24 protein-coding genes are annotated in these 23,250 nt (G+C 44.5%); 11 read left to right on the top strand and 13 right to left on the bottom strand.

Annotation, left to right across the window (positions count from 1 at the left end):
• Positions 1-235: 235 nt before the first annotated feature.
• Positions 236-1,123 (bottom strand): cation diffusion facilitator family transporter, encoded by an 888-nt coding sequence (locus QZ169_RS01875; protein WP_295504531.1) that lies wholly within the window; start codon positions 1,121-1,123, stop codon positions 236-238.
• 169 nt (positions 1,124-1,292) lie between these two features.
• On the opposite strand from QZ169_RS01875, the gene QZ169_RS01870 reads away from it, so the two are divergent.
• Together QZ169_RS01870 and QZ169_RS01865 are read left to right on the top strand one after the other, a co-directional pair.
• Positions 1,293-1,814, top strand: coding sequence for a TetR/AcrR family transcriptional regulator (locus tag QZ169_RS01870; protein WP_161543705.1), 522 nt, complete (start codon positions 1,293-1,295; stop codon positions 1,812-1,814).
• Between the two features lie 38 nt (positions 1,815-1,852).
• Positions 1,853-3,019, top strand: a complete 1,167-nt coding sequence (locus QZ169_RS01865; protein ID WP_295504528.1) for an MFS transporter — start codon at positions 1,853-1,855, stop codon at positions 3,017-3,019.
• A 26-nt stretch (positions 3,020-3,045) separates the two neighbouring features.
• On the opposite strand, the gene QZ169_RS01860 is transcribed toward QZ169_RS01865, so the two are convergent.
• Both QZ169_RS01860 and QZ169_RS01855 read right to left on the bottom strand, forming a co-directional pair.
• The gene (locus QZ169_RS01860; protein ID WP_295504526.1) at positions 3,046-4,308 is read right to left on the bottom strand and encodes a S41 family peptidase; all 1,263 of its coding nucleotides are present in this window, start codon (positions 4,306-4,308) and stop codon (positions 3,046-3,048) included.
• 3 nt (positions 4,309-4,311) lie between these two features.
• Entirely contained in the window at positions 4,312-4,893 is a 582-nt protein-coding gene (locus QZ169_RS01855; RefSeq protein ID WP_295504524.1) for a DNA-3-methyladenine glycosylase, read from the bottom strand.
• Positions 4,894-5,173: 280 nt separating this feature from the next.
• On the opposite strand from QZ169_RS01855, the gene QZ169_RS01850 reads away from it, so the two are divergent.
• From QZ169_RS01850 to QZ169_RS01840, 3 genes are all read left to right on the top strand, one after another.
• Positions 5,174-5,569 (top strand): hypothetical protein, encoded by a 396-nt coding sequence (locus QZ169_RS01850; RefSeq protein ID WP_002917987.1) that lies wholly within the window; start codon positions 5,174-5,176, stop codon positions 5,567-5,569.
• Between the two features lie 163 nt (positions 5,570-5,732).
• Positions 5,733-6,479 carry a DeoR/GlpR family DNA-binding transcription regulator gene (locus QZ169_RS01845; protein ID WP_295504521.1) on the top strand — a complete coding sequence of 249 codons (747 nt, stop codon included), beginning with the start codon at positions 5,733-5,735 and terminating at the stop codon, positions 6,477-6,479.
• Positions 6,480-6,511: 32 nt separating this feature from the next.
• On the top strand, positions 6,512-7,339 hold the full coding sequence (locus QZ169_RS01840) for a Cof-type HAD-IIB family hydrolase (protein ID WP_295504519.1): 828 nt from the start codon (positions 6,512-6,514) through the stop codon (positions 7,337-7,339).
• Between the two features lie 31 nt (positions 7,340-7,370).
• Here the strand turns inward: QZ169_RS01840 and QZ169_RS01835 are convergent, their stop codons facing one another.
• The 6 genes from QZ169_RS01835 to QZ169_RS01810 are packed head-to-tail and all read right to left on the bottom strand — an operon-like array spanning position 7,371 to position 12,359.
• Positions 7,371-7,856, bottom strand: coding sequence for an N-acetyltransferase (locus QZ169_RS01835; RefSeq protein WP_295504517.1), 486 nt, complete (start codon positions 7,854-7,856; stop codon positions 7,371-7,373).
• A gap of 40 nt (positions 7,857-7,896) precedes the next feature.
• The gene (dltD, locus tag QZ169_RS01830) at positions 7,897-9,165 is read right to left on the bottom strand and encodes a D-alanyl-lipoteichoic acid biosynthesis protein DltD (RefSeq protein WP_295504515.1); all 1,269 of its coding nucleotides are present in this window, start codon (positions 9,163-9,165) and stop codon (positions 7,897-7,899) included.
• Positions 9,158-9,397: a D-alanine--poly(phosphoribitol) ligase subunit DltC gene (gene dltC / locus QZ169_RS01825; protein WP_002899374.1), complete on the bottom strand. Its 240-nt coding sequence runs from the start codon at positions 9,395-9,397 to the stop codon at positions 9,158-9,160. Before dltC ends, dltD begins: the two co-directional genes overlap by 8 nt.
• 19 nt (positions 9,398-9,416) lie before the next feature.
• Entirely contained in the window at positions 9,417-10,661 is a 1,245-nt protein-coding gene (gene dltB / locus QZ169_RS01820; RefSeq protein WP_295504513.1) for a D-alanyl-lipoteichoic acid biosynthesis protein DltB, read from the bottom strand.
• A complete protein-coding gene (gene dltA / locus QZ169_RS01815) occupies positions 10,658-12,208 on the bottom strand; it encodes a D-alanine--poly(phosphoribitol) ligase subunit DltA (RefSeq protein ID WP_295504511.1) in 1,551 nt (516 codons plus the stop codon). Before dltA ends, dltB begins: the two co-directional genes overlap by 4 nt.
• Before the next feature lie 19 nt (positions 12,209-12,227).
• A complete protein-coding gene (locus QZ169_RS01810) occupies positions 12,228-12,359 on the bottom strand; it encodes a teichoic acid D-Ala incorporation-associated protein DltX (RefSeq protein ID WP_002894209.1) in 132 nt (43 codons plus the stop codon).
• A gap of 258 nt (positions 12,360-12,617) precedes the next feature.
• On the opposite strand from QZ169_RS01810, the gene QZ169_RS01805 reads away from it, so the two are divergent.
• The 4 genes from QZ169_RS01805 (at position 12,618) to QZ169_RS01790 (ending at position 15,689) form a co-directional block, all read left to right on the top strand.
• Entirely contained in the window at positions 12,618-12,956 is a 339-nt protein-coding gene (locus tag QZ169_RS01805; RefSeq protein WP_002899377.1) for a PadR family transcriptional regulator, read from the top strand.
• Positions 12,931-13,530 (top strand): DUF1700 domain-containing protein, encoded by a 600-nt coding sequence (locus tag QZ169_RS01800; protein ID WP_295504508.1) that lies wholly within the window; start codon positions 12,931-12,933, stop codon positions 13,528-13,530. The genes QZ169_RS01805 and QZ169_RS01800 overlap by 26 nt, the downstream gene beginning before the upstream one ends.
• On the top strand, positions 13,523-14,590 hold the full coding sequence (locus QZ169_RS01795; protein WP_004189406.1) for a DUF4097 family beta strand repeat-containing protein: 1,068 nt from the start codon (positions 13,523-13,525) through the stop codon (positions 14,588-14,590). Before QZ169_RS01800 ends, QZ169_RS01795 begins: the two co-directional genes overlap by 8 nt.
• Before the next feature lie 145 nt (positions 14,591-14,735).
• Positions 14,736-15,689 carry a S66 peptidase family protein gene (locus tag QZ169_RS01790; RefSeq protein ID WP_295504507.1) on the top strand — a complete coding sequence of 318 codons (954 nt, stop codon included), beginning with the start codon at positions 14,736-14,738 and terminating at the stop codon, positions 15,687-15,689.
• 79 nt (positions 15,690-15,768) lie between these two features.
• Here QZ169_RS01790 and QZ169_RS01785 read toward each other — a convergent pair whose 3' ends face one another.
• From QZ169_RS01785 to QZ169_RS01775, 3 genes are all read right to left on the bottom strand, one after another.
• A complete protein-coding gene (locus QZ169_RS01785) occupies positions 15,769-17,028 on the bottom strand; it encodes a carbohydrate-binding domain-containing protein (protein WP_295504505.1) in 1,260 nt (419 codons plus the stop codon).
• A 19-nt stretch (positions 17,029-17,047) separates the two neighbouring features.
• Positions 17,048-17,761, bottom strand: coding sequence for a polyphosphate polymerase domain-containing protein (locus QZ169_RS01780; RefSeq protein ID WP_295504503.1), 714 nt, complete (start codon positions 17,759-17,761; stop codon positions 17,048-17,050).
• Positions 17,762-17,950: 189 nt separating this feature from the next.
• On the bottom strand, positions 17,951-20,374 hold the full coding sequence (locus tag QZ169_RS01775) for a YhgE/Pip domain-containing protein (RefSeq protein ID WP_295504501.1): 2,424 nt from the start codon (positions 20,372-20,374) through the stop codon (positions 17,951-17,953).
• Between the two features lie 373 nt (positions 20,375-20,747).
• On the opposite strand from QZ169_RS01775, the gene QZ169_RS01770 reads away from it, so the two are divergent.
• Positions 20,748-21,431, top strand: a complete 684-nt coding sequence (locus tag QZ169_RS01770) for a DUF4947 domain-containing protein (RefSeq protein ID WP_295504499.1) — start codon at positions 20,748-20,750, stop codon at positions 21,429-21,431.
• Positions 21,432-21,663: 232 nt separating this feature from the next.
• The gene (locus tag QZ169_RS01765) at positions 21,664-22,194 is read left to right on the top strand and encodes a TetR/AcrR family transcriptional regulator (RefSeq protein ID WP_002918003.1); all 531 of its coding nucleotides are present in this window, start codon (positions 21,664-21,666) and stop codon (positions 22,192-22,194) included.
• A 103-nt stretch (positions 22,195-22,297) separates the two neighbouring features.
• Here the strand turns inward: QZ169_RS01765 and QZ169_RS01760 are convergent, their stop codons facing one another.
• The gene (locus tag QZ169_RS01760; protein WP_367113037.1) at positions 22,298-23,242 is read right to left on the bottom strand and encodes a 3-oxoacyl-[acyl-carrier-protein] synthase III C-terminal domain-containing protein; all 945 of its coding nucleotides are present in this window, start codon (positions 23,240-23,242) and stop codon (positions 22,298-22,300) included.
• Between the last annotated feature and the right edge of the window lie 8 nt (positions 23,243-23,250).

Below are 23,250 nucleotides of genomic sequence, written 5' to 3'. Positions count from 1 at the left end.
TTGCATTTTATTATATGTATAACTTCTCTAAAAATGCACAGAGTGTTTAGCTTGTCTATTTTCCTTGAAAAACCTAGAAAATTTAAAAAGCTAGAATTTTCAGAAAGGGAAATAGAGGAATTAAATAAGAAGAAAATCGTAAAAATAAAACCAGTTAAGTGATGAAAATTAGACTGCAAAACGAAAAAACAGCCCGAATATCGGACTGCAGAGATATAGTTTATAGTAGCACTATTTAAGTATGAGGTTTTAAATCGCCCTCTCCACCTAAACACCACTCTTCATGCTCTTCCAAACTGCTATCCGTCTGGATAGTGATTTTGGTGATGCCATAGGCTTGCAGTTCTTGACGCAGGATGGTTTGGGTCTCGGCCAGCAGGTCTGGATTTTCAAGACAGATATGAATCATGGCAAATTTTTCCAAACCGTCTGTGGTCCAGACATTGAGCTGGGTAATAGCCTGAACGTTTTCAACCGCCAGAATTTCCTGATAAAGCTGGCTCAAATCAATATCGCTTGGGATGTGATCCAGGAAAATCTTGATGTTTTCCCAGAACTTAGGCAGGGCCTTGCTGACGATGAAGCCTGCAATGAGCAGGGAAAGCAGCGGATCAAGAAAATACCAGTCGGTAAAGCGCAAAACGATGGAGACTAGAATAACAGCCACCCAGCCCAGAATGTCCTCTAAGAAATGGAGACTGAGAATAGACTCATTATGACTGTGTCCATGCCCATGACCGACCACCTTGCTGGCTGCTAGATTGACTATAATGGCAAAGATACCCAGCACCAGCATGCCGTCATAATTGACCTTTTCAGGCGCAAAGACCTTGGGTACATTTTCGATAATCACCAAAGCCGAGCCGACCAGCAAGATGACTGAGGTCAGCAGGGCTCCCAAAAGACTGTAGCGCTTATAGCCCAGAGTGTATTTCTTGTCTTCTTTTTTATTAGAAATTTTTTCAAAAAGGGTGGAAAGTCCGATGGCCATCGCGTCTCCTGTGTCGTGCACAGCATCGGCTAGTACAGCGCTGGAATTGAACATGAAGCCAAAGATAAACTCAAGAATGGCAAAGGAAAAGTTTAATAGAAAAGCAATAGTCATATTTTTACTAGATTTCACGGCAGCCTCCTTTCAGTTTGGCTAAATTTATAGTATAATGTAATCAAAACGGAACACCTTGTTCAGTTTTCTTCATCTTTATTATCCCTTATTCTCAGAAAGGAAACAAGAAGCAATTGAGGGGCTTTGTCCGTTACTGAACAATCCTGCTCTTTTGTTCCGAAATGCTATGGACAGACGAGTCAAGAAATCACGCGCAGCTATTTACCAAGCTTTTATCAGCCTGCTGCATCAAAAAAGTTATGAAAGCATTACAGTGCAAGAAATCATCGACCTGGCAGACGTTGGCCGGTCGACTTTTTATGCCCATTTCGATACTAAGGAAGCCTTGCTAGAGGAGGTTTGCCAAGACCTCTTTCAGCATACCTTTCTTGAGCGCGACGACGGCAAGGATCTCTTTGAAGCAACCACGCATATTTTCCAGCATTTTCAAAAGAATCAGGACAAGATTGCGACCTTGCTGCTTTCGAAAAATATCTATTTCACCAATCGCTTAAAGATTGAGCTGGAAAACTATCTCTTTCCGATGATTCAGGAGCAGCTCCTGCAGAAAAAATCTCAGCTGCCGGAGCCTTTTCTGAGAAATTACGTGACCTCTACCTTTGTGGAGACGGTCAGCTGGTGGCTCCAGCAAAAGAAAACATTGCCAGAAACAGTTATCAGCCAGTATTTTCTGGATTTGATGGACTGATTTTATTTTGATATTTATATAGGAGGAAACCTTACTTTATGAAAAAGAAACATTCGACATTTTTGCTTCCAGGTATTCTGATGGTGGGGGTTGTCCTACGGGCGCCTTTTGCAGTGCTACCTGTTGTGCTGGGCGATATTGCTAAGGGACTGCAAGTTCCCGTCAACTCTCTGGGACTGCTGACTAGCCTGCCTTTAATCATGTTTGCCCTCTGTTCAGCCTTTTCCCCACGCCTGGCTCAAAAGGTCGGCCTGGAAAAGCTCTTTACAATAGCTATGATTGTGCTGACTCTGGGCTCTTTTATTCGTATCTTTAACCTGCCCCTACTCTATGCAGGTACAATCATGCTAGGGGCTGCCATCGCTGTCTTAAATGTGCTCCTGCCCAATGTCATTCAGGCTAATCAGCCAGAGAAAATTGGATTTTTAACCACGCTTTATATCACTTCTATGGGACTGGCCATCTCGATCATGTCTCCCTTGGCTACACCTATTGTCCGCTTAGCTGGCTGGAAAGGCCTGATTCTCGTCCTGACCCTCATCTGCTTACTGGCCTGCTTGGTATGGCTTCCTAACAGCCGTCACAATCACAAACTGACTAGCAGAAGCCGCGAGCAGCAAATGGGGTCTCCGCTAACAAATCCTAGAGTATGGGCTTTGATTGTTTTCGGCGGCCTGCAGTCCTTGCTCTTTTACACAGCTATCACTTGGCTGCCGACTCTTGGCCAGTTGGCAGGACTTTCCGATGATGCTACTGGATTCTTAGCCTCTATCTTTTCAATTATCAGCCTTCCTTTGGCTATGACGATACCTAGTCTGACAACGCGTCTATCCGCTAAAAAACGCTTGGGGATGATTGCTCTCTTTTCTGTAACTGGTATGGTTGGTCTGGGAATGCTGCTGGTCAAGACAGATTCCTTTATCTACTGGCTCATTCTCAATCTGCTAATCGGTATGTCCGTCAGCGCCCTCTTCCCTTACCTTATGGTTACTTTCTCGCTGAAAACCAGCACTCCTGAGCAAACCGCTCAGCTATCTGGCTTAGCTCAAACTGGTGGTTATATTCTGGCCGCCTTTGGACCTAGCCTCTTTGGATACAGCTTTGATTTATTCCATTCCTGGACTCCAGCCATCCTCATTCTCATTGGCTTGGCTGCCATCGTGACACTAACTCTCTTTTACATTGAGAAGTTTGACAAGATCTAATATAGACGAAAAAACGCTTAGAAATCCTAAGCGTTTTTGCAATAGTTGAGGCACTCTTCCAGGTCCACATCCCGTTCTAAGTGCTCTGGTGTCCAAGGAATCAAGATATCCGGCTCAACTCCCTTGTCATTCATGCCCTTTCCTTGATCAATCCTAGTGTCACGTGAAGTGGGGAACAGGAGCTCATAGTCACCAAAATCCTTCACGCAGCAATTGGAATAATCTAGAATTCCCATAGTCGGACGCCCTAGAACCGTAACCTTGGGCATCTTTTTCATGGTATCAACAAAATTATCACCTGAAGACCCACAGGTCACATCTGCTAGCACAAAGACTTTTTCAGGGCGTGCTAGGCCTAGGACGTCTGGCAGAATGTTCTGATCACTGTCCTCATCGCCATAAAGGACATACCCTTTCCCCCGATTTTCATCTAACTCTTTTAGAAATTCTTTGAGAATCTGGTGAGTTTCTGCTGACAAGTTTGGATCTTCTAAGAACTTTTGCATCAGTTGCTGACGCAAATCAACATTTCTATCAGTATAGAGAATCTCCATCCCATCATCGTTTGGCAAATCTAAGTCACTGAAGGCCTTTCCCTGAGGGAGAGTATATTTGAAAAGTGGATAATAAAGCGAGTCCGTCCCGCCATAATTGACTCGAACATCAATGATTAAATACTTGGCCTGCTCAATAGCTGCTTGACTGTCTGCATATAGCTGACTGATAGCAGCCTCATCCGTAAAATCTTCTAACTTAAGATAGACGACATCCTCAGAAAGGCTGCGCCATTCAAACTGTGGCGGCTTCTTTGGGTGGGCGGTTGGCTGAACATGCAGTTGCTCTTCCTTGCCATTGCGTACTACCGTAACTTCTCCGGCATGCTCCACAAAGTAGGCCCACTCCTTGTGCTGTCGCTCTGGTGTGGCACTGACAAAATAATCCTTGTGTTCTTGATAGACCTGAGGCAAGGCTTTCCCATCCAAGGCTAGAATCTGGTCGCCACGTTTCAGCCCCGTGTCATTATTTGCCTGCAGGACGTAGAGGCAGTCTTGGTAGTATCTCAGTTTAAAGCCGGGCGTTTGCGTTTCCTTAAGTCCAAACCAAACATGAGACAAAATTCCAAAACTGGCTATATAACAATGCATCTGGTAAAGAAAGTCCTCTTTGCTCATCTGGTCTGTGATACGCGCTCGATATTCTTCGGGATTTGCACCCGTGATGTCTTTCTTTGTAGAGGAATCTTCTCGCATAATTTCTACGACTTGCTCAAAAATCTCTGTTTTCTTCATCCTTTACTCCTTCTTCCAGGTGTCCTCATCATCCAGCAAGCCTCGCTTTGGAACTTTTGAGACATGACGATTGCCGGCCACATAAAAGCCCAAGGGCTCCTCTCGCCAAGCATCTGTGCAGGTCACGCCAATCCGCGGACGACTGGCAATCTGATTGGGAGTCAGATCATGGGCTAATTGCAGACTGGAGGTCGCTAAACTCTGTCCATCAAAGCGCTTATCAATCCCAGCATACTTGGTCAGCTTGCCAGGGCCGTTAGCTATAAGACGGCCATCCGGCAGTTCCAAGGCTCGAATCAATACGGCTTCGGCCACATTTTCAGCCTTGGTCACCAGATTCAGCATCTGATGGCCATGAATCTGATAGATATACCAGTGACCAGCTGGCAGATACATGGATTCATTCTTAGGGGAGCGGCGCCCTCTAGCTGAATGACAGGCACTGTCCTGACTTCCTAGATAGGCTTCTGTTTCGACAATTCGGCCTAACTTCTGGCCATTTAGAATCAGCTGCATACCTAGCAAAGCTCGCGCTGCCGCAACTGTGTCTGCCTCGATTAGTTTCTGGAAATTTCTTGATAACATAGGTTGATTATAGCATGATTTCTCCATTTACAGAGGAAAAGAAATGTTGCAAAAATGTTATTTTTCTCCTTCTCATAGACTTGTTATTTGTTACAAAACGATTACAAGATAAATAGCCTAGAAAGCGCGAAAAAGCTTGTAGAATCTGTATATTTTCTATTTATCGTACATATAATTTGTAACATTTTTATTAATACAGTATGTTATTTGTGTATCAATCCAGTTTTTCATTGCTTCAAATGAAATATTTGTTTAATATTATACTAGAAGGAGGGGTAAGATGAAAAAATTATCTAAAATTTCTTTATTTTTATTACCACTAATTGCACTTTTCTTTTTGGCAGCTTGCGGAAATTCTGCAGATAAGAAGACTGAAGAAAGCTCAAGTTCAAGCTCAAGCGTATCTTCTTCATCTAAGGCTAAGACAAGCTCTAGCAGCACATCTGAAGAAAGCGGTAGTGCCAAAGTCAACGTAAACGGCGGAGATGCTAGCGTTAATGTAAATGGCGGAGACGAAAGCGGAGATGCTTCTGTTGAAACTAACGGAGACGGTAGTGCTAATGTACAAACTGACAACGCTGGTGTTAGCGTAAATGAAGATGGCGTTCATGTTCAAGGCGGCGGTGTTGATGTTAAGGTCGGCAGCGATGGATCTGTCAATATCCAAACACCTTAATTGAAAAACATATTTCGATTATTATAAATAATAAAAACCGAGTTTTGCTCGGTTTTTTGATTTTCTACAATGTAATTCTTGATGACTTATAAATGATTATAAATGCTTTTAAAAACTTATTTATTGTGTTATACTCTATTTAGAAAAGTAAGGAGGGACAAGTATGTACCAAGAACAACGCTTAGCTGAAATCTTAGAGCTATTGGCTGAGAAAAAACAGCTGTCAGCCAAGGATATGATTGAGCATTTTCAGGTTTCTAAAGATACTATTCGGCGAGATTTTTCGATTTTGAGCGAGCGTAGGCTTGTACAGCGCACCCACGGAGGCATTATCCCGCTGGATACTAGCCGGCAAATCCCCTCCTTCAACGACCGTATCAACCAACTAAGTCAAGAAAAAAAGTCTATTGCTCAGAAGGCTCATGACTTTCTCAAGGCAGGACAAATAGCTTTCTTTGATGTCTCAACCATCGTTCTCCATCTGGCTCAGCGCATCAAGGAGCCTATGACAATCTACTCCCATTCTCTGGATAATGCAATCATGCTGAGCACTCAGGACAAAGTGGACTTTCACCTCTTAGGCGGGAAATTTTATCCCAAAAACCGATTCTACTATGCGCTCAATGAAGCAGAGCTGCTGCAGCAAATTTCCTTTGACATTGCCTTTATAGGGGCAGCTAGTGTCTCTGATGGTCTAGTCAGCTTTGAAGACGAGGCTGATACTCACCTGAAAAAACTGGCTTTGAAGCACGCCAAGACTAAGATTCTGCTGGTCGAGCAAGACAAATGGCAGAAAGAGTCTAAGTACATACTAGGTCCTGTCAGCGACTTTGACTACTGGATTACGGACCAAGAGCCCAGCCCTGAAGTCCAAAAACTGCTTGGAGACAGGGTTAAAATAATTTATTAAATCGATTCATTAGACACATAGGAGGACGCCCCATGACAAAACAAGCGATTCGCCTAATTATCAGCGACATTGACGGCACCATTTTGGACGACCAGCACCAAGTAGATTCTGAGCTCAAGGATATCATTCCTCTACTAAACCGAGAAAAAATCCCTTTCGTCCTCGCTTCTGCTCGCTCTCCTCTAGGCATGGAGCCGATTGCGCGTGAGCTGGGACTGGGAGATAATCCGTTAGCCTGCTACAATGGCGCTCTGGTCATCAAGGGCGACCCGCAAGCTTACGAGACCATTATCGAGCACCCTCTGGATAAGGAAGAAATCCGCACTTTTCTGGAGTTGGTCAAGGCTGAATTTCCTAGCGTGGCCATCAATCTCTATTCCGGCAAGGATTGGATTGCCGATCGTTTTGATAAGTGGGTACAGATAGAGGCTGCTATTACAGGGGAGCAGCCGATGATTCAGAATGTACTAATGCCGGTGCTGGATGTGCTAATGCCTGCTCACAAATTACTCCTCATTGATGAAGCCCCTGTCATCCAGAAACTCCATGACTACCTGCAAACCTTAGACTTTCCCAAGACAGCCTTCTACCTCTCTAAGAACAACTACATGGAAGTCACAGCCAAGCATGTCTCCAAGGAGCAAGCCTTGTACGAAATTGCCCAGCACTACCAAGTGCCCCTAGAGCAGGTCATGACAATCGGAGACAACTTCAATGACCTTCCTATGCTCCGCCTGGCTGGACTTGGAGTTGCTATGGGCAATGCCCCCGAAGCAGTCAAAACCGAGGCAAAAGCCGTCACCAAAAGCAACAATGAGCACGGGGTCGCGGAAGCTATAGAAAAGTATGTTTTGATATAACGCAAAAAATCTGCTCAAGGGCAGATTTTTTTTATTGATGATAATCATAAGCCAGGCGAGGACTGCCGTCTGCCACATAAATAATGCCGCACTCCCTAAACCCGTAGTTCAGCACTGCTGCCTGCATAGGCTGATTAGCCTCATGGGTATCGATTCGCAAATAGGGAATCTGCTGGCAGCAAAAATCAAAGACCTGACGGGATAGGCCTCTGACTTGCCCGTTCGAGGCGATGCGGTGAATGGTGCCGTAAGGCTCTGCAAAATACCAGCTGCCCTTTTCGATGACCTGATAGGTCGGGTCTTCTCCGATGATAAAGGCAAAGGTGCCGACCAGCTGCCCTTCTTCCTCGACAACAAAGGAGTGGCCAGCCACAATATCTTCCTCAATCAAACCCGCGCTGGGATAACCTCCATCCCACTGAGTCGGATTGCCCTGGTCTTTCATAAACTGACGGGCTACATCATAAATCGCCATAATGGCTGGGATATCTTCTGTTTGGGACAAACGAATCTTCATCTTTCCTCCTTTATAAAAATAAGGCTGGAAAATCCCAACCTTATTTGAATTCTTCTGGTTTGCCAGTATACTGAGACCATTCCTTGCTAAAGAAGCGGTCATTGATCTGGTAGTTTGGCGCCGGCTGTGGATTGGCTACAAAAGGATCAACCGCCTTATCAAAGGCCAGCCAGCCATTCCAGCCCATGTGAATAGTGTCCTGCATGAAGTAAGGCTTGTCGCCGTCCTTAGAAAAATCAGCAATGTTGGTAAAACCCTGACTTTCCAGCTGGTAGCGAATCTTAGCCACCGTCCGCTGGTACATTTCAGGACTGAGTCCTGTATACTCCATCCACTTAGAATTGACCGGTGGAATGATGAAGATGACATTGGTCTTTGACTTGGCAAACTGATCCAGAACTAGCTGCAAGTCGTTGTACTCAGGGGATTTTTCATAAGATTGCTTGGTCTGAAAACCTCTGAGCTTGGCAACCTTGCCGGCTAGACGGGTCTTGTAAAATTGATTGTCTATGCCGAATTGATTGTTATTGGTCTTCTTCTTGGCTTCTGCTGTGGCAATCTCTTCCAAAGCTTTATAGGAGAAGGTGTCTGGCAGATCCGCCATATAAGGCAAAATTCGCTGGTCATAATTTTCATTGTTGAGGGCAGCAAAGTTGCTGAAAAAAGCATCTTGACGCTCATTAAGATGAGCCGTCATCTCAATATGGCGCTCTTCAAAGCTGCTCAGCTTTTTACCTTCAGACAGCTTCTGCACGCTCTCTGCCATAGCGACATCTGGATAGAGCTGAAGGAGGCGCTGAGCTGCATATTGCGCCGCCGCATCTCCTTGCTGCTGAGACAGATAAGCCGTCAGCTGATCACTGTTGAAGTACTGCTGAAAGGCCGAAGCATCATAGCCGGTCTTGGTAAACCACTGGGGCGACACTACATAAACCGCCGTTTGTCCCTCCAACTCAGATGACATCTGCTGCATACCAAAGTACTGATTAAACGATGCTGCCCCGCGCTGTCCTAGAAAATAGGGACGATAGGAGCGGTCGTATTTCTCAGCCAGCACCGCTGGGTGCATGCTATCAAAGCGCAGCCACTCACTGGACCCAAAGAAGGGAACAAAGCGCATCTTCTTATCGGTCAAGGCTGTCACCTTCTTACTGCGGCTCTTGAAGTTTTCTGCTGTCAGGGTCACTGCTGAGCGCTTCTCCGCTTCTATATCATGCTTTTTATCAAGCGGATAGAAGAAAAAGAGCAGGGCAACCATGACCATGGCGCAGAAAACCGGCCCCAGAATCAGCCAGAGTCGTTTAAGCATTGCGAAGCTCCGTCACGCCTTCAACGATTTTATTGGCTGTGTTCCAGTCATCGCGGCCAAACTCTGACACTGGCACGCGGATATCAAAACGGTTTTCCAGCTCAACAATCAGCTCCACCGTTCCCATACTGTCTAGGACACCAGCGTCAAACAAATCCTCGTCCATCATGTCTGACACATCTTCCATAAATAGTTCTTCAATAATTTCAATTACTTCTGTTTTTATATCCATTTTTCTTCCTCATTAATTTTTATTTTTTAAACCAAAGCTCATTTAAAAATCCAGAAAAGATCAAAAATGAGAACATGACCGCGTGAAAGGTTACCACAATCCCCAAAGCTTGAGTCCATTTATTGTCTGGCAGAGGCGGAAGCCCCTTAGCCTTGCGCTCTTTGTTTAGAGTTTTCTTCTTGCGCAGCCAGGCATCATTGACGACCAGACCAGCTCCATGAAAGAGACCGTAGGCGATATAGTACCAGGTCACACCATGCCAGAAGCCCATTATCAGCATGTTGATCAGATAGGCCACACTAGAGGTCGTGTTGCGGTTTTTAAAGACCTTATTACGCATCAGGACCATGACCAGTCGCATAAAGACAAAATCACGGAACCAAAAGGACAGACTCATGTGCCAGCGATTCCAAAATTCTTTCAAATCGCGTGAGAGAAAGGGCTTATCAAAGTTGATAGGGCTCTTGATTCCCATGAGATTGGAAATAGCTAGCGCAAACATCGAATAACCGGCAAAGTCAAAGAAGAGATCCAGACCAAAGACATACATGACGCCCAGAGTTCCCAGATTAAAGAAACCGCCGGTATAGAGAGCGTAGGTCTTGACATGACCCAGCAGCAGATGTCCAAAGATATGGGCCAGAATAAACTTATAAAGGAAGCCTAGCATGATATACTTGACAGACTGCTCCAGCATATCCAGCAGCTCATCTCGCTCAGGAATGTTCAAATAGTCTTCATTGAAACGCTTAAAACGATCAATAGGGCCACTCGAAAAGGTCGGCATGAAGAGCAGGAAACGCAGGAACTCCCAGAGTGTGAACTCTGTCAGAACTCCATCCCGCATCTCAATCATCATCCCTACCGAACGAAAGGTCAGATAGGAAATCCCCAAAAAGCCAAAGAGAGACTGATGGCCGCTGATTGCGGGCTCTACCTTGACAAGCACAAGTGGCAGAACTGCTAGCAAGGTATGCAGATAAAAGATCCACTTGCTGTCCCGCGACCTGCGATAAAGCTTATATGAGTAAACCCAGACTATCTGCCAGATGACATAGCCCAGCAGAGCACAAAGTTGCGCCAGACTGGGACCTATCAGCATCAAGACGATAAAGACCAAGCTGACCAAGGCTTCATAAAGGGGGAAGCGTTTCTTAAAGAAAAGTCCCACGAAGATTGGCAGAACTGCCAGAACGATATAGACAAAGTAAACTGGGTTGCCGTAGGGTTCCAAGTGAGGCAGCTGTTTCAAGAAATCCATCATCGCTTATTGACCTCGCTAATCAGCCCCTTAATGTCAATCTTACCATTCGGGGTCAGAGGCAGGGTCTCTCGATAGAGGAACTTGGACGGCATCATATAGGACATCATGATATCCTGCAGATCTTCCTTGATTGCCTTGGTAATATCGATTTCCCGCTCAAACTGCTCAGCCACACCGTCTTTGAGAATGACATAGGCCAGCAGATTTTGGACCTTGTGGTCCTTATTGTAGCGGGGCACAGCCACTGCAGACTCAATGTATTTCGATTTGTTGAGGTTCTGAGACACATCCTCCAGCTCAATACGGAAACCATTAAACTTAATCTGGAAGTCCATCCGGCCGCCATAGAGCAGCAGGCCTTCATCTGTCATGGAGCCGACATCTCCCGTATGATAGGCTGGCAGACCTTCAAATTCAAAGAAGGCCTCCGCTGTCTTCTCAGGATTATTCAGATAGCCCTTAGATACGGCTGGACCGCAGACGATGATTTCTCCTTGCTGGCCATTCGGCACCTTCTGCCCCTCTTCATCAATGACAAAGGTCGGAGAGTCCGCCTTGGTATAGCCAATCGGCAGGCGCTTGCAATTTTGCAGCATCTCATCTGTCACTGCTACTGCAGACAGGGCCACTGTTGCCTCAGTCGGACCATAAGCATTGATAATGCGAGCTTGAGGGAAGCGATCACGCAGCTTCTGAGCTGTCTTGACTGTCAACTCCTCACCGTCAAAGTAGAAATGCGTCAGCTGAGGCAGCTTCTGACTATTAAAGTCATCCGACAGCAAGGCCATGTCCGCGAAGGAAGGCGTCGAAGTCCAGATAGCAATAGGCAGACTGAGAATCGTCTCAAACAGCTGCTTGAAATCCTGAGTCACAGCCGAAGGTAGGGCAAAAAGAGTTCCTCCCAAGGCCAAAGTCGGCGCCCAGTACATGACTGACAAGTCAAAAGAATAAGGCGGCTGAGCCAACATTTGAGGACGAGCCGGAGTCGCAAACTCCTTATCCGTAATCATCCAATTTGTAAAGCTGAGCAGATTATTGTGGGAAATCTGCACTCCCTTAGGCTTGCCAGTCGTTCCCGATGTGAAAATGATGTAATAGTTGTCATCTCCCTGCACCGGATGGATAAGCTCATAGGATGCTCCCTCTCTGAAGGCTGCCTGAACTTGCTCCGCACCAAAAATAGGAGCTGCCACATCTGCCAGCGGAAAATCATTGATGGCAATAATCAAGCTTGGCTCAGCAACTTCCACAATCGCTGCCACGCGCTCCAAGGCTGAGTGGCTGTCGATAGGAATGTAGGCATGACCAGACTTGGTCAAGGCCACAAAAGTAGCCAGCATTTCGTATTCCTGGCCGCCAAAGACCACAACCGGAGACTTGTCAGGAAGTCCCAAACGGTCAATATGAGCCGCCAACGAATCGGAATCCTTCTTTAAATCACCATAAGTATGAACTTGACCTAAAATATCATAAACTGGAAAATCCGGCTGCACCTGAGCAAAATGCTCAATCGCTTCAATCATATCATGTATCACTTTATTTGACATTGTTTCCTACTCTCTCACATTAAAATTCATTATAGATAAAGCCACCCTGACCCTGACCCAGATAGCTAAAGAAATAAAGCAAGGCCAGAAAGATAACAAAATATAGTAGGGTTTGGCCCAAAAACTTATATAGGGTTTGATGTTTTTTCATTGATCTCTCTTATATTTTTAGTTAGACTTACACCATTTTACCATTTTATGGAAGATGTTTTCAACACAAAAGCTAAGGAAGATGTAAAGTTCTTGTAAGGAAGAAATGTACTTTGATGTGCCTTATAAACAGCCATTAAAAGACTTTTTCAAAAAATATATAAAAATTTTATATATTTTGCTTGACTTTTTCCCTAAGAGGTTGTAGACTATATATAGAAAGATTATATATAAATATTTTACACAAGGAGGTGGTCCTATGTCTTTCCCCACATCATCGGCTTTGATTGAGTTTCTCATCTTAGCCATCCTTGAAAAAGACGATTCCTACGGTTATGAAATCAGCCAGACGATTAAGCTGATTGCTAATATCAAAGAATCAACACTTTACCCTATTCTGAAGAAGCTGGAGCAAAATGACTGCCTCACGACTTATTCGCAGGAGTACCAAGGACGAAAACGAAAATACTATTCACTCACTGCCTACGGGCATGAACATCTACTCACTCTAAAAGAAGAGTGGCAAACTTATACCATGACCATCAGCGGTATCATAGAAGGGAGCATCCGTCATGACAAGAACCGAGTATCTAGCTGAGCTAGAAAAATATCTGAAAAAACTGCCACGCAAGGACTATGAGGAAGCTATGGATTACTTCACTGAGTACTTCGACGAGGTAGGCCCAGAGGGCGAGGCGGCTGCTATTGCTGAGCTTGGTAGCCCTAAGGAAGCGGCCCACGAGATTATGCTAAATCTTTTGGACAAAAAAGTCGAGGAAGATAATCAAGACAGCAGTTCATCAAAAAACACTAAGAACATCGTCCAGATTGCTATCCTATCTATTTTGGCAGCACCCTTGGCTATTCCGCTCTTTATAGTAGCAGCACTTTTGACTTTCGTTTTCTTCCTCTTAGTCTTTATCTTTGCTCTCGTCATGGCTATAGGTGCCTTCGCCTTCTTTATTTTTGGAATCAGCCTGATCTGGGACACTTTGACAGTGGGACTGACGACATCGATCCCGGCCTTCCTCTTCACTCTGGGGCTCAGTGTTCTAGCTCTGGGACTGTCCGGCATCTTCTACGCAGGCATTTCTCCTGTTACTCAGTTTGGCAAGGCTGGCTTTGTCAAACTAGCTCAACTTTTCGCAAAGAAAGGAACACGTCATGGCTAACATCAAATTGAAAAAACCTCTTTTATCTGCAGCTATTTTAGCCTGCCTCTTTGGTGGAGCCCTGACAACTATCGGCTCCATTACAGGCGGTGTCAATGACTTGGTCAATTCTACCAAAAGCAAGGTAAAACTAACGAAAAAAGAAGAAAGTTTCTCTGATCTTTCTTCCCTAAATATCAACTTAGCAGCTAGAAACCTCGTCATCAGCGAATCTCCTGATGACAAGGCTCACTTGACCTATTACCAAAGAGACGGCAACTATCAGATTGGCGGCAGCATGCTTGGAAAAATAACAACAAGTTCTGAAAATGGAAACTTAAACATCAAGGAAGATGGTGCAGACTCCTTCCACATAAGCACTGACATCCGCTCCTTCCACATAAGCACTGGCATCCGCTCCTTACTCAGCTTATTTGACCAAGAATCTCAGGAGAAGCGTACTGTGGAGCTTTCCCTGCCCAAGGGGACCAAGCTTGAGACATTCAGCGGCAGTTCGTCATTAGGAGATGTTACGCTGTCCAATCTATCAGCCAAAAATGCTGACTTCTCTCTATCTCAGGGCTCGTTGACTGTGAATGATGGCCAATTCGCATCTGGTAAATTTAAGAACTCTCTGGGAGAGATTACCATCAATAACAGTCAGATTAGCTCTGGAAAAATCATTGATTCTTCGGGTACCATCACTCTGAGCAACAGCCAGTTCGCATCTGGCGAAATATCAAACTCTCTGGGAGAGGTCAATCTAAACTCGAGCAAAATCTCCGACAGCACTCTGAAAATCTCAAGCGGCTCACTGAACTCTGAACAGTTGGAATTAGCTGGTACAATCTCTATCACTAACCAACTGGGCGATATTAATCTGCATCTGGTTTCTGGCAGTTTGTCGCAGCTATCCTTTGATCTGAAAACGGATCTAGGTGAAATTGACATCCCTAGTAGTATAAGTGTAGAGCACTCCAAAGGCCATGAACTTGGCGGCTCTGCCATCCGTAAAGTCGAAAATCCGACAACTACACTTACTGCCAGCGTCGAAAGCGGTAGCATTAAGCTCAGCGAATAAATCATAGAAAAGAATATATACAATCAGGGAGTCTTCAGCGGCTCCCTTTTTTTGATAAAAATTCCCGCACTGACCTAAGTTTGCTTTACAGGTCTTGGCCTTTGTGCTATGATATTCTATAAAAATTTATCCCAAGGAGGTTCCTATGAAAAAACTCGCACCTGGTATGCACATTCGGGTCGTCAGCCCTTCGGCATCAATCGAACACATCGGTGGCTTTGAGGCCAATCTAGCCGCCAAGGAGCGCTTGGAAAAGCTAGGATTTACCGTGTCTTTTTCGGAGCATTATCTGGAAAATGATATGTTAGGCTCTGCCTCCATCGAAAGCCGGGTGGCAGACATCCATGCTGCCTTTTCGGATGACTCCGTTGATGCTATTCTGGCCACTATCGGCGGTTTCAACTGCAATGAGCTCCTGCCCTATCTGGACTTTGAATTGATTGCTAGAAATCCTAAGATTTTCTGCGGCTACTCGGATACTACTGCCTTGCTCAACGCTATCTATAGCAAGACCGGCATGAAAACCTACATGGGACCGTCCTACTCCAGCTTTAAAATGGATGCCCTGCAGGACTACCAGACCGAGAGCTGGCTCAAGGCCGTCAGCCATACTTCTTATGAATTGACTCCTAGTGAGAAATGGGGCGACAATGCTTGGTATCTGCCCGATGCGCCACTAACCTTCCATGAAACGGAGTGGAAAGTTTATCACCACGGACAAGCCCAAGCCACTGTTATCGGCGGCAATCTCTCCACCTTCTCACTCCTTCGCGGCACGCCCTACGCCCCGACAGATGAAAACTATGTCCTCTTTGTTGAAGAGGCGGAGGAAGATGATTATGTGGAATTTGACCGCAATCTAGCTGCCCTCCTTCAGGCCTATCCTAACCCGCAGGCCCTCCTCATCGGCCGCTTTCCAAAAGAATGTCAGATGACAGAGGAGCTGCTCCTTTATATCTTGGATAAACATCCAATTCTAAAGACGATTCCCGTCCTCTATGACTTGGACTTTGCTCATACTCAGCCACTCTTTACCATTACCATCGGTGCTCAAGTGACGGTGGATACGGAAAAATTATCTATCAGAATTGATGAATAGCAAGAAATCCTCATTCCAGCTGGAATGAGGATTCTTCTATTTCATTAGGCACTATTTCATTGTTATCTCATCGGCTTTTTTATCGTCCACCAAAACCGCCTTGGCCGCCTGGGGCACCGCCGCCACCAGGTCCACCAGCGCCAGGTCCGTCTGCTGTGATTTCTGTTCGGCTTTCACCATTGACCGTGATGGTACCGCCAGTATAGGTAGCCGTTCCGTCAAAGTCAAAGGCAGACACCGTAGAAGTAATGTCTAAGTTTCCTCCTGACATGATGACATCGCCGTTGGAGTCGATAGCATCGGTATCGCCTTCACCGACCTCGACCTTGATATCGCCACCGGTAATCTTGATAAAGATATCAGCTCCAGTTACGTCACTAGCTGCATTGATACCATCATCCGTCGCATAAAGATCCAATTTCCCGCCGTTAATGGTGACATTAGTCCCCTCCAGAGCTTCTACACTCTTAGAAACCGTAATTGTTCCACCATCAATCAAAGCGATATTGCTAGCGTGTAGACCATCATCACCAGCATTAATTGTGATGGTGCCGGACTGGATATAGAGATTTCCCAGAGAAGTATCTTCATCATTGTCCGCGTGGATAGCATCTTCTGTCGCTGTGATATCAATAGTAGCGTCCTTGATATTAATAGCTGAAGCTGCTGACAGACCATGCTTAGCTGCTTTGAGTGTATAAGTGCCACCTGTTACCCGCAAGGTCTGCTCAGACTTAATCGCTGTTTCATACTTGCCGTCAACTGTCAGACTTCCAGAGCCATTGAGAGTCAGGTCAGAGTTACTATAGATAGCTGCATCTGCATCCGTATTGCTATGATTTGATGAATCTGAGATTGTGTTTTGACTGCCGTCGGCCAGAGTCAGGCTTGTTTTACCCGCATTTTCTACTAGGATAGCTGCGTCTGTCCCGCTCATGGTTACGCCATTTAGGACGATTTGAACTTTGTCGCTATCACCTGCTTTGACGACAATCTGCACATTTTCACTCGTTCCGGAAATGACATAGGTTCCAGCCTTTGAGATTGTCACAGTCGAGCCGGAGACACTAGCACCGTCACCAGAAGTCTTAGCGCTAGAGCCACTCAGGTTGATGGTCGTCGCCTTGGACTCATCATAAGAAGCGTCTGAATCCTCTGAGGCAAAGTAATCAGAAGTATTGGTCTTGGTCTGACTGGTGCTTGTAGTATTAGCAGCCTGGGTAGTGCTTGAAGTTGTAGAACTTCTGGCGTTTGAGCTGCATGCTCCTAGAACTGCTGTCATCAAGACTAGTGGGATCATCAATTTAATTTTTTTAAGGATTGATTTTGATTGTTTCATTTTTCTTTTCCTATCTATTTTATTTGCTGCTGATACAGTTTGCCTTTTTATAAGCAAAGCCATATTTGGAGAAAGAGCTCGGAGACAGCTGGTAGCGATCCATGATCTCGCTGAGCCATAGCGGACAAGCTTCTGAAATCTTAACTTCCATAATGACGTGATTGGCTGGCAGGAGATGATCTCCGTGGCGACCGGCCAAGAGACTCAGATCATAAGGACGGTAGGTCAGGTCGTGATCAAAGGTAATCCGAATCCGCTCATCCTCAATCCCCTTCATCGCATAACGATTGTAGCCGATATACATCATGGGCTGAATATTGCCAAAATGCTGGGTCAGCCAGACCATTTCCTTATCTATCTGAAGGTCAGTCAGCTGACTGTAATCACCGTCCAGATAGGATTCCGCTGTCAGCAAATCTGCTGCAAGCCGGCGTTTGGTGACCAGATTCTCAGCCTTTTTCTTGATTTCCAAAAATACTTGACTATCCTCGGTCGGATGCTCTTGATAAGTCCGCAAGCGCACCTTCTCGTCAAAGCAAGGATTTTCCAAGGACTCACGAATGAGCTGATAAGACGGCGTATCGTAGTAGAGATTGTTAATGGTCGAATAAGCTCGCTCATCCTCCACCAGATAGCCCTCAAACTCTAGCAATAGATCCAACAAGGTTTCCTTGGAAATGATGTATTTGGTTTCAAAGCGCTGAAAATGATGTTGAAAAAATTTTTCTGCCATGGGCTTCTCCTCTCTCTATCTTTCTTGAATGTAATGCAATTTTAAAGATGAAAACTTAAAAGAAAGATAAAGAAAACTTAAAGAAAACAAAACATCTCCCTTTTCAGGAGATGTTGATTAGAGAAAAAGTAAAAGAATTACAGATAGACTTTCCATCTACATTTTTACAGATTTATAAAAGCACGTGCCCTAAGCTAGCTGTTTTTTATCTGTTCGGTAGACCAGAGTACCAAGTGCCATGAAAAGAACTAAAACAAAGGCAAGGAAGAGCACCTGAGTACCTATTTGGCCGTTCATGGAAATCGTTTGGCGTAAGCCCGATACAGAATAGCTCATTGGCAGCCAAGGGTTGATAACTTGGAAAATCTTACTAGTCAGCTCCAGCGGATAGGTTCCTGCACTAGAAGCCAGCTGTAAGAGCAAGAGAATCAGAGAGGCAAAGGCGCCGAGCTTGCTATCCCAAGTAACCAAAGCGGTCACAAGAGCCATAAAGGTCATGCTGGCTAGGACAATCAAACCAAGGGTTGCCAACTCATGATTAGCAGATAGGCCTATCAAGTGCACAGCACCATAGACCAAAACACCCGCCACGACGGAAATTACTCCATTTACCTCTATACGGGCCTTCAGCCAATTTCGTTTCGTCCTAGGTTCTTGACCCGATGGAAGTGTACTAAAGATGATGTTGGTTGAAATAGCCGCCACAAATAAAGCTACTGAAATCATATAAGGCGCCATCCCAATGCCGTTTTTCTCCACCTTGTTCTCATCTGTCTTGCTCAGTGTCAAAGGATCTGCCAGAGTTTTTGCATTGTCTTCCTTGGTTGAAACAACCGACAATTTATCACCTGCATCTGAGAGGCCATTGGACAAATCACTCGTTCCCACAGTAAGTTTAGAGAGATTATCTGTTAAAGCACTGCTGCCATCAGCCAGCTTTTCTATGCCGCTCGCTAATTGATTGGTCCCATCTGCTAATTTCCCGAAACTAGAGATCAATTCTGACGATTTATCTGTTAATTGGGCTGCCCCGTTTGCTAATTTTGTTGTATTTGCTAGCAAATCAGGGTTCTTACTTGCCAAAGCTGATGTCCCCTCAGATAGCTGACCGACTGCATTGGTATAGCTTGTCACCCCTTGTTCCAATTGTGTCGCGCCAGTCGTTAGTTTCTCATTTAAGGTATCTACACCTGCAACTAGTTGATTGGCTCCTCCGCTTGCTGAACCGAGGCCAGTACTCACCGTTGATAAGCCATTATAAAGGCCATTGATCATGCTAGCTGCCTGTGGCAGAACTTGATTTGATGCACCTTCTAACTGACTAAGTTTTGTTTGACTAGCGCCTTTTATCGTTTCAAGAGAAGCCCTCATTGTATCGATTTCTGATAAAATCGCCTGAGCAGATTGATCACTTCCTGCTTGACTAGCACTGACTGCTGCGTCAATCTCAGCCTTAGCCTCACTAGAAAGGCCTTGATAAGCGCTCGTCCCTTGGACACTTGCCAAAGCTGCGGCCTTGGCGTCTTGATTATTATTGATAATGGCCTGAGCGGATGCTGCTATGCTAGTCAGTGAAGCTTCAATGCTGTCTGTCGATACTGCTGAGTCACTTGCTGCAGCTTGAATACTTGCATTCAACTGAGTCAAGCTAGTTGCCAAATCATTCACGTTTTGCTGATTGTTGGCTAAGGTTGTATCTACCGATGACTTTAATGTAGCCAAGCCAGTGTTCAAATTCGTTACACCTGTTGATAAGGCCTGAACTCCATCTCCTGACTGGGTGAGCTGTTGGACTCCACCCAATAAGTCGGCTGATCGACCCGACAGCTGATTTGCACCTGCGGCCACAGTACTTACACCATTTGCATAAGTGTTTATCCCATTTGACAAACTACCCAGTCCAGACGATACTTGTGCAACACTCCCAGTATAAGTCTGTAGTCCTGTGTTAAATTGAGCTGCACCGGACGATAATTTGCTCGTAGCTTGATTCAGAGTTCTTAAGTTATCTGCAATTGTCTGACTGCCTGAGCCTAGTTGTTGACTGCCAGATGCTAATTGCTGAGCACCATCGGATGCCTTCATCAAACCAGTTTTTAGGTCTCCCATATTCTTAAATAAGGCGTTTGTATAAGTATCCGTTACATTTTGCGCCACAGTCTGCTTCAAAGAAGCCATAGCTGAATCACTCATCTTACCAGCAATAAAACTGTGGCCGCTAGACGTTTGATAGTCAATCTTCATTTGCTGAGGATTATCGGTCAAAACACTGGCTGCACGTTCAGATAAATCACTTGGAAGCGCCACAACCATGTAGTAATCACCCTTTTCCAGACCATTTTGAGCATCTTCTTTACTGACGAAATGAAAATCCAGATTTTTATTTTCCTTGAGGCTGGAAACAACATCATCGCCTATAGACAAGGTCTTGCCACTAGCAGTTACAGCTTTATCCTGATTGACGACCGCCACTGGCAAGTCCGATACCTTTCCATATGGATCCCACATGGAGCTCAAGAAAATAACGTTATACAAGGCAGGAATCAAAGAGACTCCTAACATCACAATGATAAAAGTCGGCTTTTTTAAAATAGCTTTCCATTCTCTTAACATGTCTACCTCCTAAAATTATACACAGTGTCCAAATTTCGATAAAATTGATTATACACCAATCGAAAATTATTACAAGTTTATTCTTTAAAAATTGGACACCGTGTCTAATTTTGTTTAAAAAGATTGTAGAGAAGCGGAATAAGTTAGTCCTACTGTCTTTAATCCCTAAATAATCTGTAGATAAAAAATATTTTTCCACAGGTAGGTACACTAGAACTCAGTATTATGTTAGAATGATAAGCGAGGTAAATGGAGTCAAACATTGAGTACTTAACTTGATGATAGGGTTCCATGTGAAACACTGCTGCCAGCAGATGCCTCACATCACAATAGCTCAAGTCAGATTGAGCATAGTAAAGAAAGGTTTAAGACAATGAAAAAAAGAACACCATTTAGCTTATTTGCTCTAGTTGCAGCACTATTTCTGCTGTCAGCCTGCCGTTTGTTTTTGCCACAAAGGTCAAATCGTCCAGCTCAGTCTTCTGAGACTAGAAAGCTAGAAAAGAAAGATAGCTCCAACAAGTCTAAAAGTTTTGACAGCAAAAAATCTGAAACAAAAGAATCTTCATCTTCCAGCAGCTCTGAACATCAAGAGGACGGAAAAGAACAAGAAAAAACCACAGATGGTCTTCCAGAAGATGCCGATCATGCTAAGAAAGACAAGATTTATGCGACTGGCAATGCCAAGGTTTATTACCAATCCTATGAATCTGGCGGTTTTGAAGCTCAAATTCCTGAATTTAAAGGATATACTCAAGAAAAAGTCAAAAGTATTCTCGGCGAACCAGAAAAAATAAGCACCGATCTCGCTTCTGAATATGAAGCTTTCCAAAACAAAGAATTAGAAAATCTGAAGAGGCTGGTTCAGGAGCAAAAAATCAACACCGAACAAGCGCGTGCTTTCTTAGCAGGTGTAGTTGATATTTCTCAAGCATCAAGGTTACAAAACACCTATACGATTTACTCTTATAAAAATGAACAAATTTCTATTATCTTCTCTCAAGAGGGTGAGTTGCTTTACGTCACTCCCGACCCCGACTACCTCTACTTTAAATAATGCTCAAAACGAAGGCCGAGACTTTACTTTAAGTCTTGGCTTTATTATTTTACCAGTCTAAGAAACCTAATAAAATAAAATTTTGCCTATCTATGCCTGTTTTCGGAATTTAACTCTTTTCCACTTGAAAAACATTTGATATAATAGTACATGGAGAAAAAGAAAAAGTAGTTTGCTATGATAGCTATTAGTTTGAAGAGCAGACTGAGGCTTAGCCTCAAAGGGAGATTTTATGTTAGAAAGCAATAAACGCCGAAAAACCAAGGCTATTATTGAGAGAGCCATGGTTTCACTACTGCATCAGCAGTCCTTCGACCATATCACTACTGTCCAGCTAGCTCAAGCTGCTGGCATCAGCCGTAGTAGTTTCTATACTCACTACAAGGACAAGTACGATATGATTGAACGTTATCAGCAAAACCTCTTTCATCAGTTGGGGTATATTTTTGATAACAATCAGGAGGATATTCAAACTGCGATTACGGAGGTCTTTCAGTTCCTCCAGCTAGAGCCGCTTTTAGCTGCTCTTCTGACGGAAAACGGAACGAAAGAAATTCAAAATTTCCTGCGCCATAAGCTGCAGATGATGCTAGCTGATAGCCTTCAGGATCGCTTTAGCAATCGCATTTACAATCATTTTGAAAAAGAATACAGCCGGGTCTTTCTCGCTAATGCCTTCTTCGGCGTCTGCCAGATGTGGGTTTCCAGAGGGAAAAAAGAAAGTCCTGAACAAATAGCAGAATTTCTTTTGAAAATGCTGTAAGAAGTTGCTTAAGCCTATCGGGCACACTTCTACTCAAATTTTTGAACAATTAAACAGGGTGTACGAAACCAAAAGAGGTTCTGTACACCCTATTTTTATTGTATTATAATTTCATAGCCAACATATTGACTGTCATACCAGCTGCTGTTCCCATCAGAGCGATGGTGTCCCCTTCCTTGACTAAATCGCGCTCCAGAGCATAGCAGAGAGAAAAGGGCACTGCTACTGACACCATATTCCCATAGTCTTGCACGAGATTGAGGTATTTATCATCAGGAATACCCAAGCTGCGCATGACCATTGGCAGAGCACGACTCGCCTGATGCGGAATGATATAATCCAAGTCAGATAGGCTGAGACCACTCTTTTCTTTAAATTCTTTAAACATTTCCGGAATTTTTCTGGCAGAGAGCAAGAGTATCTTCTTGCCATTCATGTCAAACATGTAGTGAGTCTTGGTAGCATCCGAATACTCCTTAGGCTGAAATGATGTCAAACCACCACGAATCTCTGTATCATGAGCTCCTTCAGACCACGTTCGCTGCAGGCTGGAGATGACCCCTCTTTCTTCCTCTGTTGCTTCAAAAATCAAAGCAGCCGCTCCATCACTGAACAACTCAAAACTTTCTTTCTGATTGGGATTAAGCCCTAAACTTCCAACCTCACTGGACACGATGAGGATCCTATGGTACTCACCAGCCTCCAACAAATGAGACATGAGACTCAAAGCCGAGATAAAACTGGTGCAGGTCGTATTGATATCCATGGCTGGAATGGACAGCCCCTTAGCCACCAACTCATGAATCAAAGCCGCGGTGCAGGGAATAGGCTGAACGCCCACTGCACTGGCTGACACGATACAGTCGATGTCTTTGATTGTCAAGCCCGCTTGCTCTAGGGCTTTTTCAATCGCCTTAACAGCCATAGAAAGCTGGGTTTCTTCATTTTCCACCACCCGATAACGGGTCTGATCCTTAAAAGTCACAGTATTTCTAGGTAGATGCGTACCGTAACCAACAATCTTTATATGATTCTTTACTGCTGTCATATTAAACT

This window comes from uncultured Streptococcus sp. (genome assembly GCF_905372115.1).
Taxonomy (GTDB): domain Bacteria; phylum Bacillota; class Bacilli; order Lactobacillales; family Streptococcaceae; genus Streptococcus.
The sequence above is the reverse complement of the archived record's forward strand: the minus strand, read 5'-3'. Positions and strand labels throughout refer to the sequence as shown.

Coding starts and splice junctions, on each gene's coding strand:
- QZ169_RS01870 (WP_161543705.1), top strand. CDS start 1,293: ATGGACAGACGAGTCAAGAAATCACGCGCAGCTATTTACCAAGCTTTT.
- QZ169_RS01865 (WP_295504528.1), top strand. CDS start 1,853: ATGAAAAAGAAACATTCGACATTTTTGCTTCCAGGTATTCTGATGGTG.
- QZ169_RS01860 (WP_295504526.1), bottom strand. CDS start 4,308: ATGAAGAAAACAGAGATTTTTGAGCAAGTCGTAGAAATTATGCGAGAA.
- QZ169_RS01855 (WP_295504524.1), bottom strand. CDS start 4,893: ATGTTATCAAGAAATTTCCAGAAACTAATCGAGGCAGACACAGTTGCG.
- QZ169_RS01850 (WP_002917987.1), top strand. CDS start 5,174: ATGAAAAAATTATCTAAAATTTCTTTATTTTTATTACCACTAATTGCA.
- QZ169_RS01845 (WP_295504521.1), top strand. CDS start 5,733: ATGTACCAAGAACAACGCTTAGCTGAAATCTTAGAGCTATTGGCTGAG.
- QZ169_RS01840 (WP_295504519.1), top strand. CDS start 6,512: ATGACAAAACAAGCGATTCGCCTAATTATCAGCGACATTGACGGCACC.
- QZ169_RS01835 (WP_295504517.1), bottom strand. CDS start 7,856: ATGAAGATTCGTTTGTCCCAAACAGAAGATATCCCAGCCATTATGGCG.
- dltD (WP_295504515.1), bottom strand. CDS start 9,165: ATGCTTAAACGACTCTGGCTGATTCTGGGGCCGGTTTTCTGCGCCATG.
- dltC (WP_002899374.1), bottom strand. CDS start 9,397: ATGGATATAAAAACAGAAGTAATTGAAATTATTGAAGAACTATTTATG.
- dltB (WP_295504513.1), bottom strand. CDS start 10,661: ATGATGGATTTCTTGAAACAGCTGCCTCACTTGGAACCCTACGGCAAC.
- dltA (WP_295504511.1), bottom strand. CDS start 12,208: ATGTCAAATAAAGTGATACATGATATGATTGAAGCGATTGAGCATTTT.
- QZ169_RS01810 (WP_002894209.1), bottom strand. CDS start 12,359: ATGAAAAAACATCAAACCCTATATAAGTTTTTGGGCCAAACCCTACTA.
- QZ169_RS01805 (WP_002899377.1), top strand. CDS start 12,618: ATGTCTTTCCCCACATCATCGGCTTTGATTGAGTTTCTCATCTTAGCC.
- QZ169_RS01800 (WP_295504508.1), top strand. CDS start 12,931: ATGACAAGAACCGAGTATCTAGCTGAGCTAGAAAAATATCTGAAAAAA.
- QZ169_RS01795 (WP_004189406.1), top strand. CDS start 13,523: ATGGCTAACATCAAATTGAAAAAACCTCTTTTATCTGCAGCTATTTTA.
- QZ169_RS01790 (WP_295504507.1), top strand. CDS start 14,736: ATGAAAAAACTCGCACCTGGTATGCACATTCGGGTCGTCAGCCCTTCG.
- QZ169_RS01785 (WP_295504505.1), bottom strand. CDS start 17,028: ATGAAACAATCAAAATCAATCCTTAAAAAAATTAAATTGATGATCCCA.
- QZ169_RS01780 (WP_295504503.1), bottom strand. CDS start 17,761: ATGGCAGAAAAATTTTTTCAACATCATTTTCAGCGCTTTGAAACCAAA.
- QZ169_RS01775 (WP_295504501.1), bottom strand. CDS start 20,374: ATGTTAAGAGAATGGAAAGCTATTTTAAAAAAGCCGACTTTTATCATT.
- QZ169_RS01770 (WP_295504499.1), top strand. CDS start 20,748: ATGAAAAAAAGAACACCATTTAGCTTATTTGCTCTAGTTGCAGCACTA.
- QZ169_RS01765 (WP_002918003.1), top strand. CDS start 21,664: ATGTTAGAAAGCAATAAACGCCGAAAAACCAAGGCTATTATTGAGAGA.
- QZ169_RS01760 (WP_367113037.1), bottom strand. CDS start 23,242: ATGACAGCAGTAAAGAATCATATAAAGATTGTTGGTTACGGTACGCAT.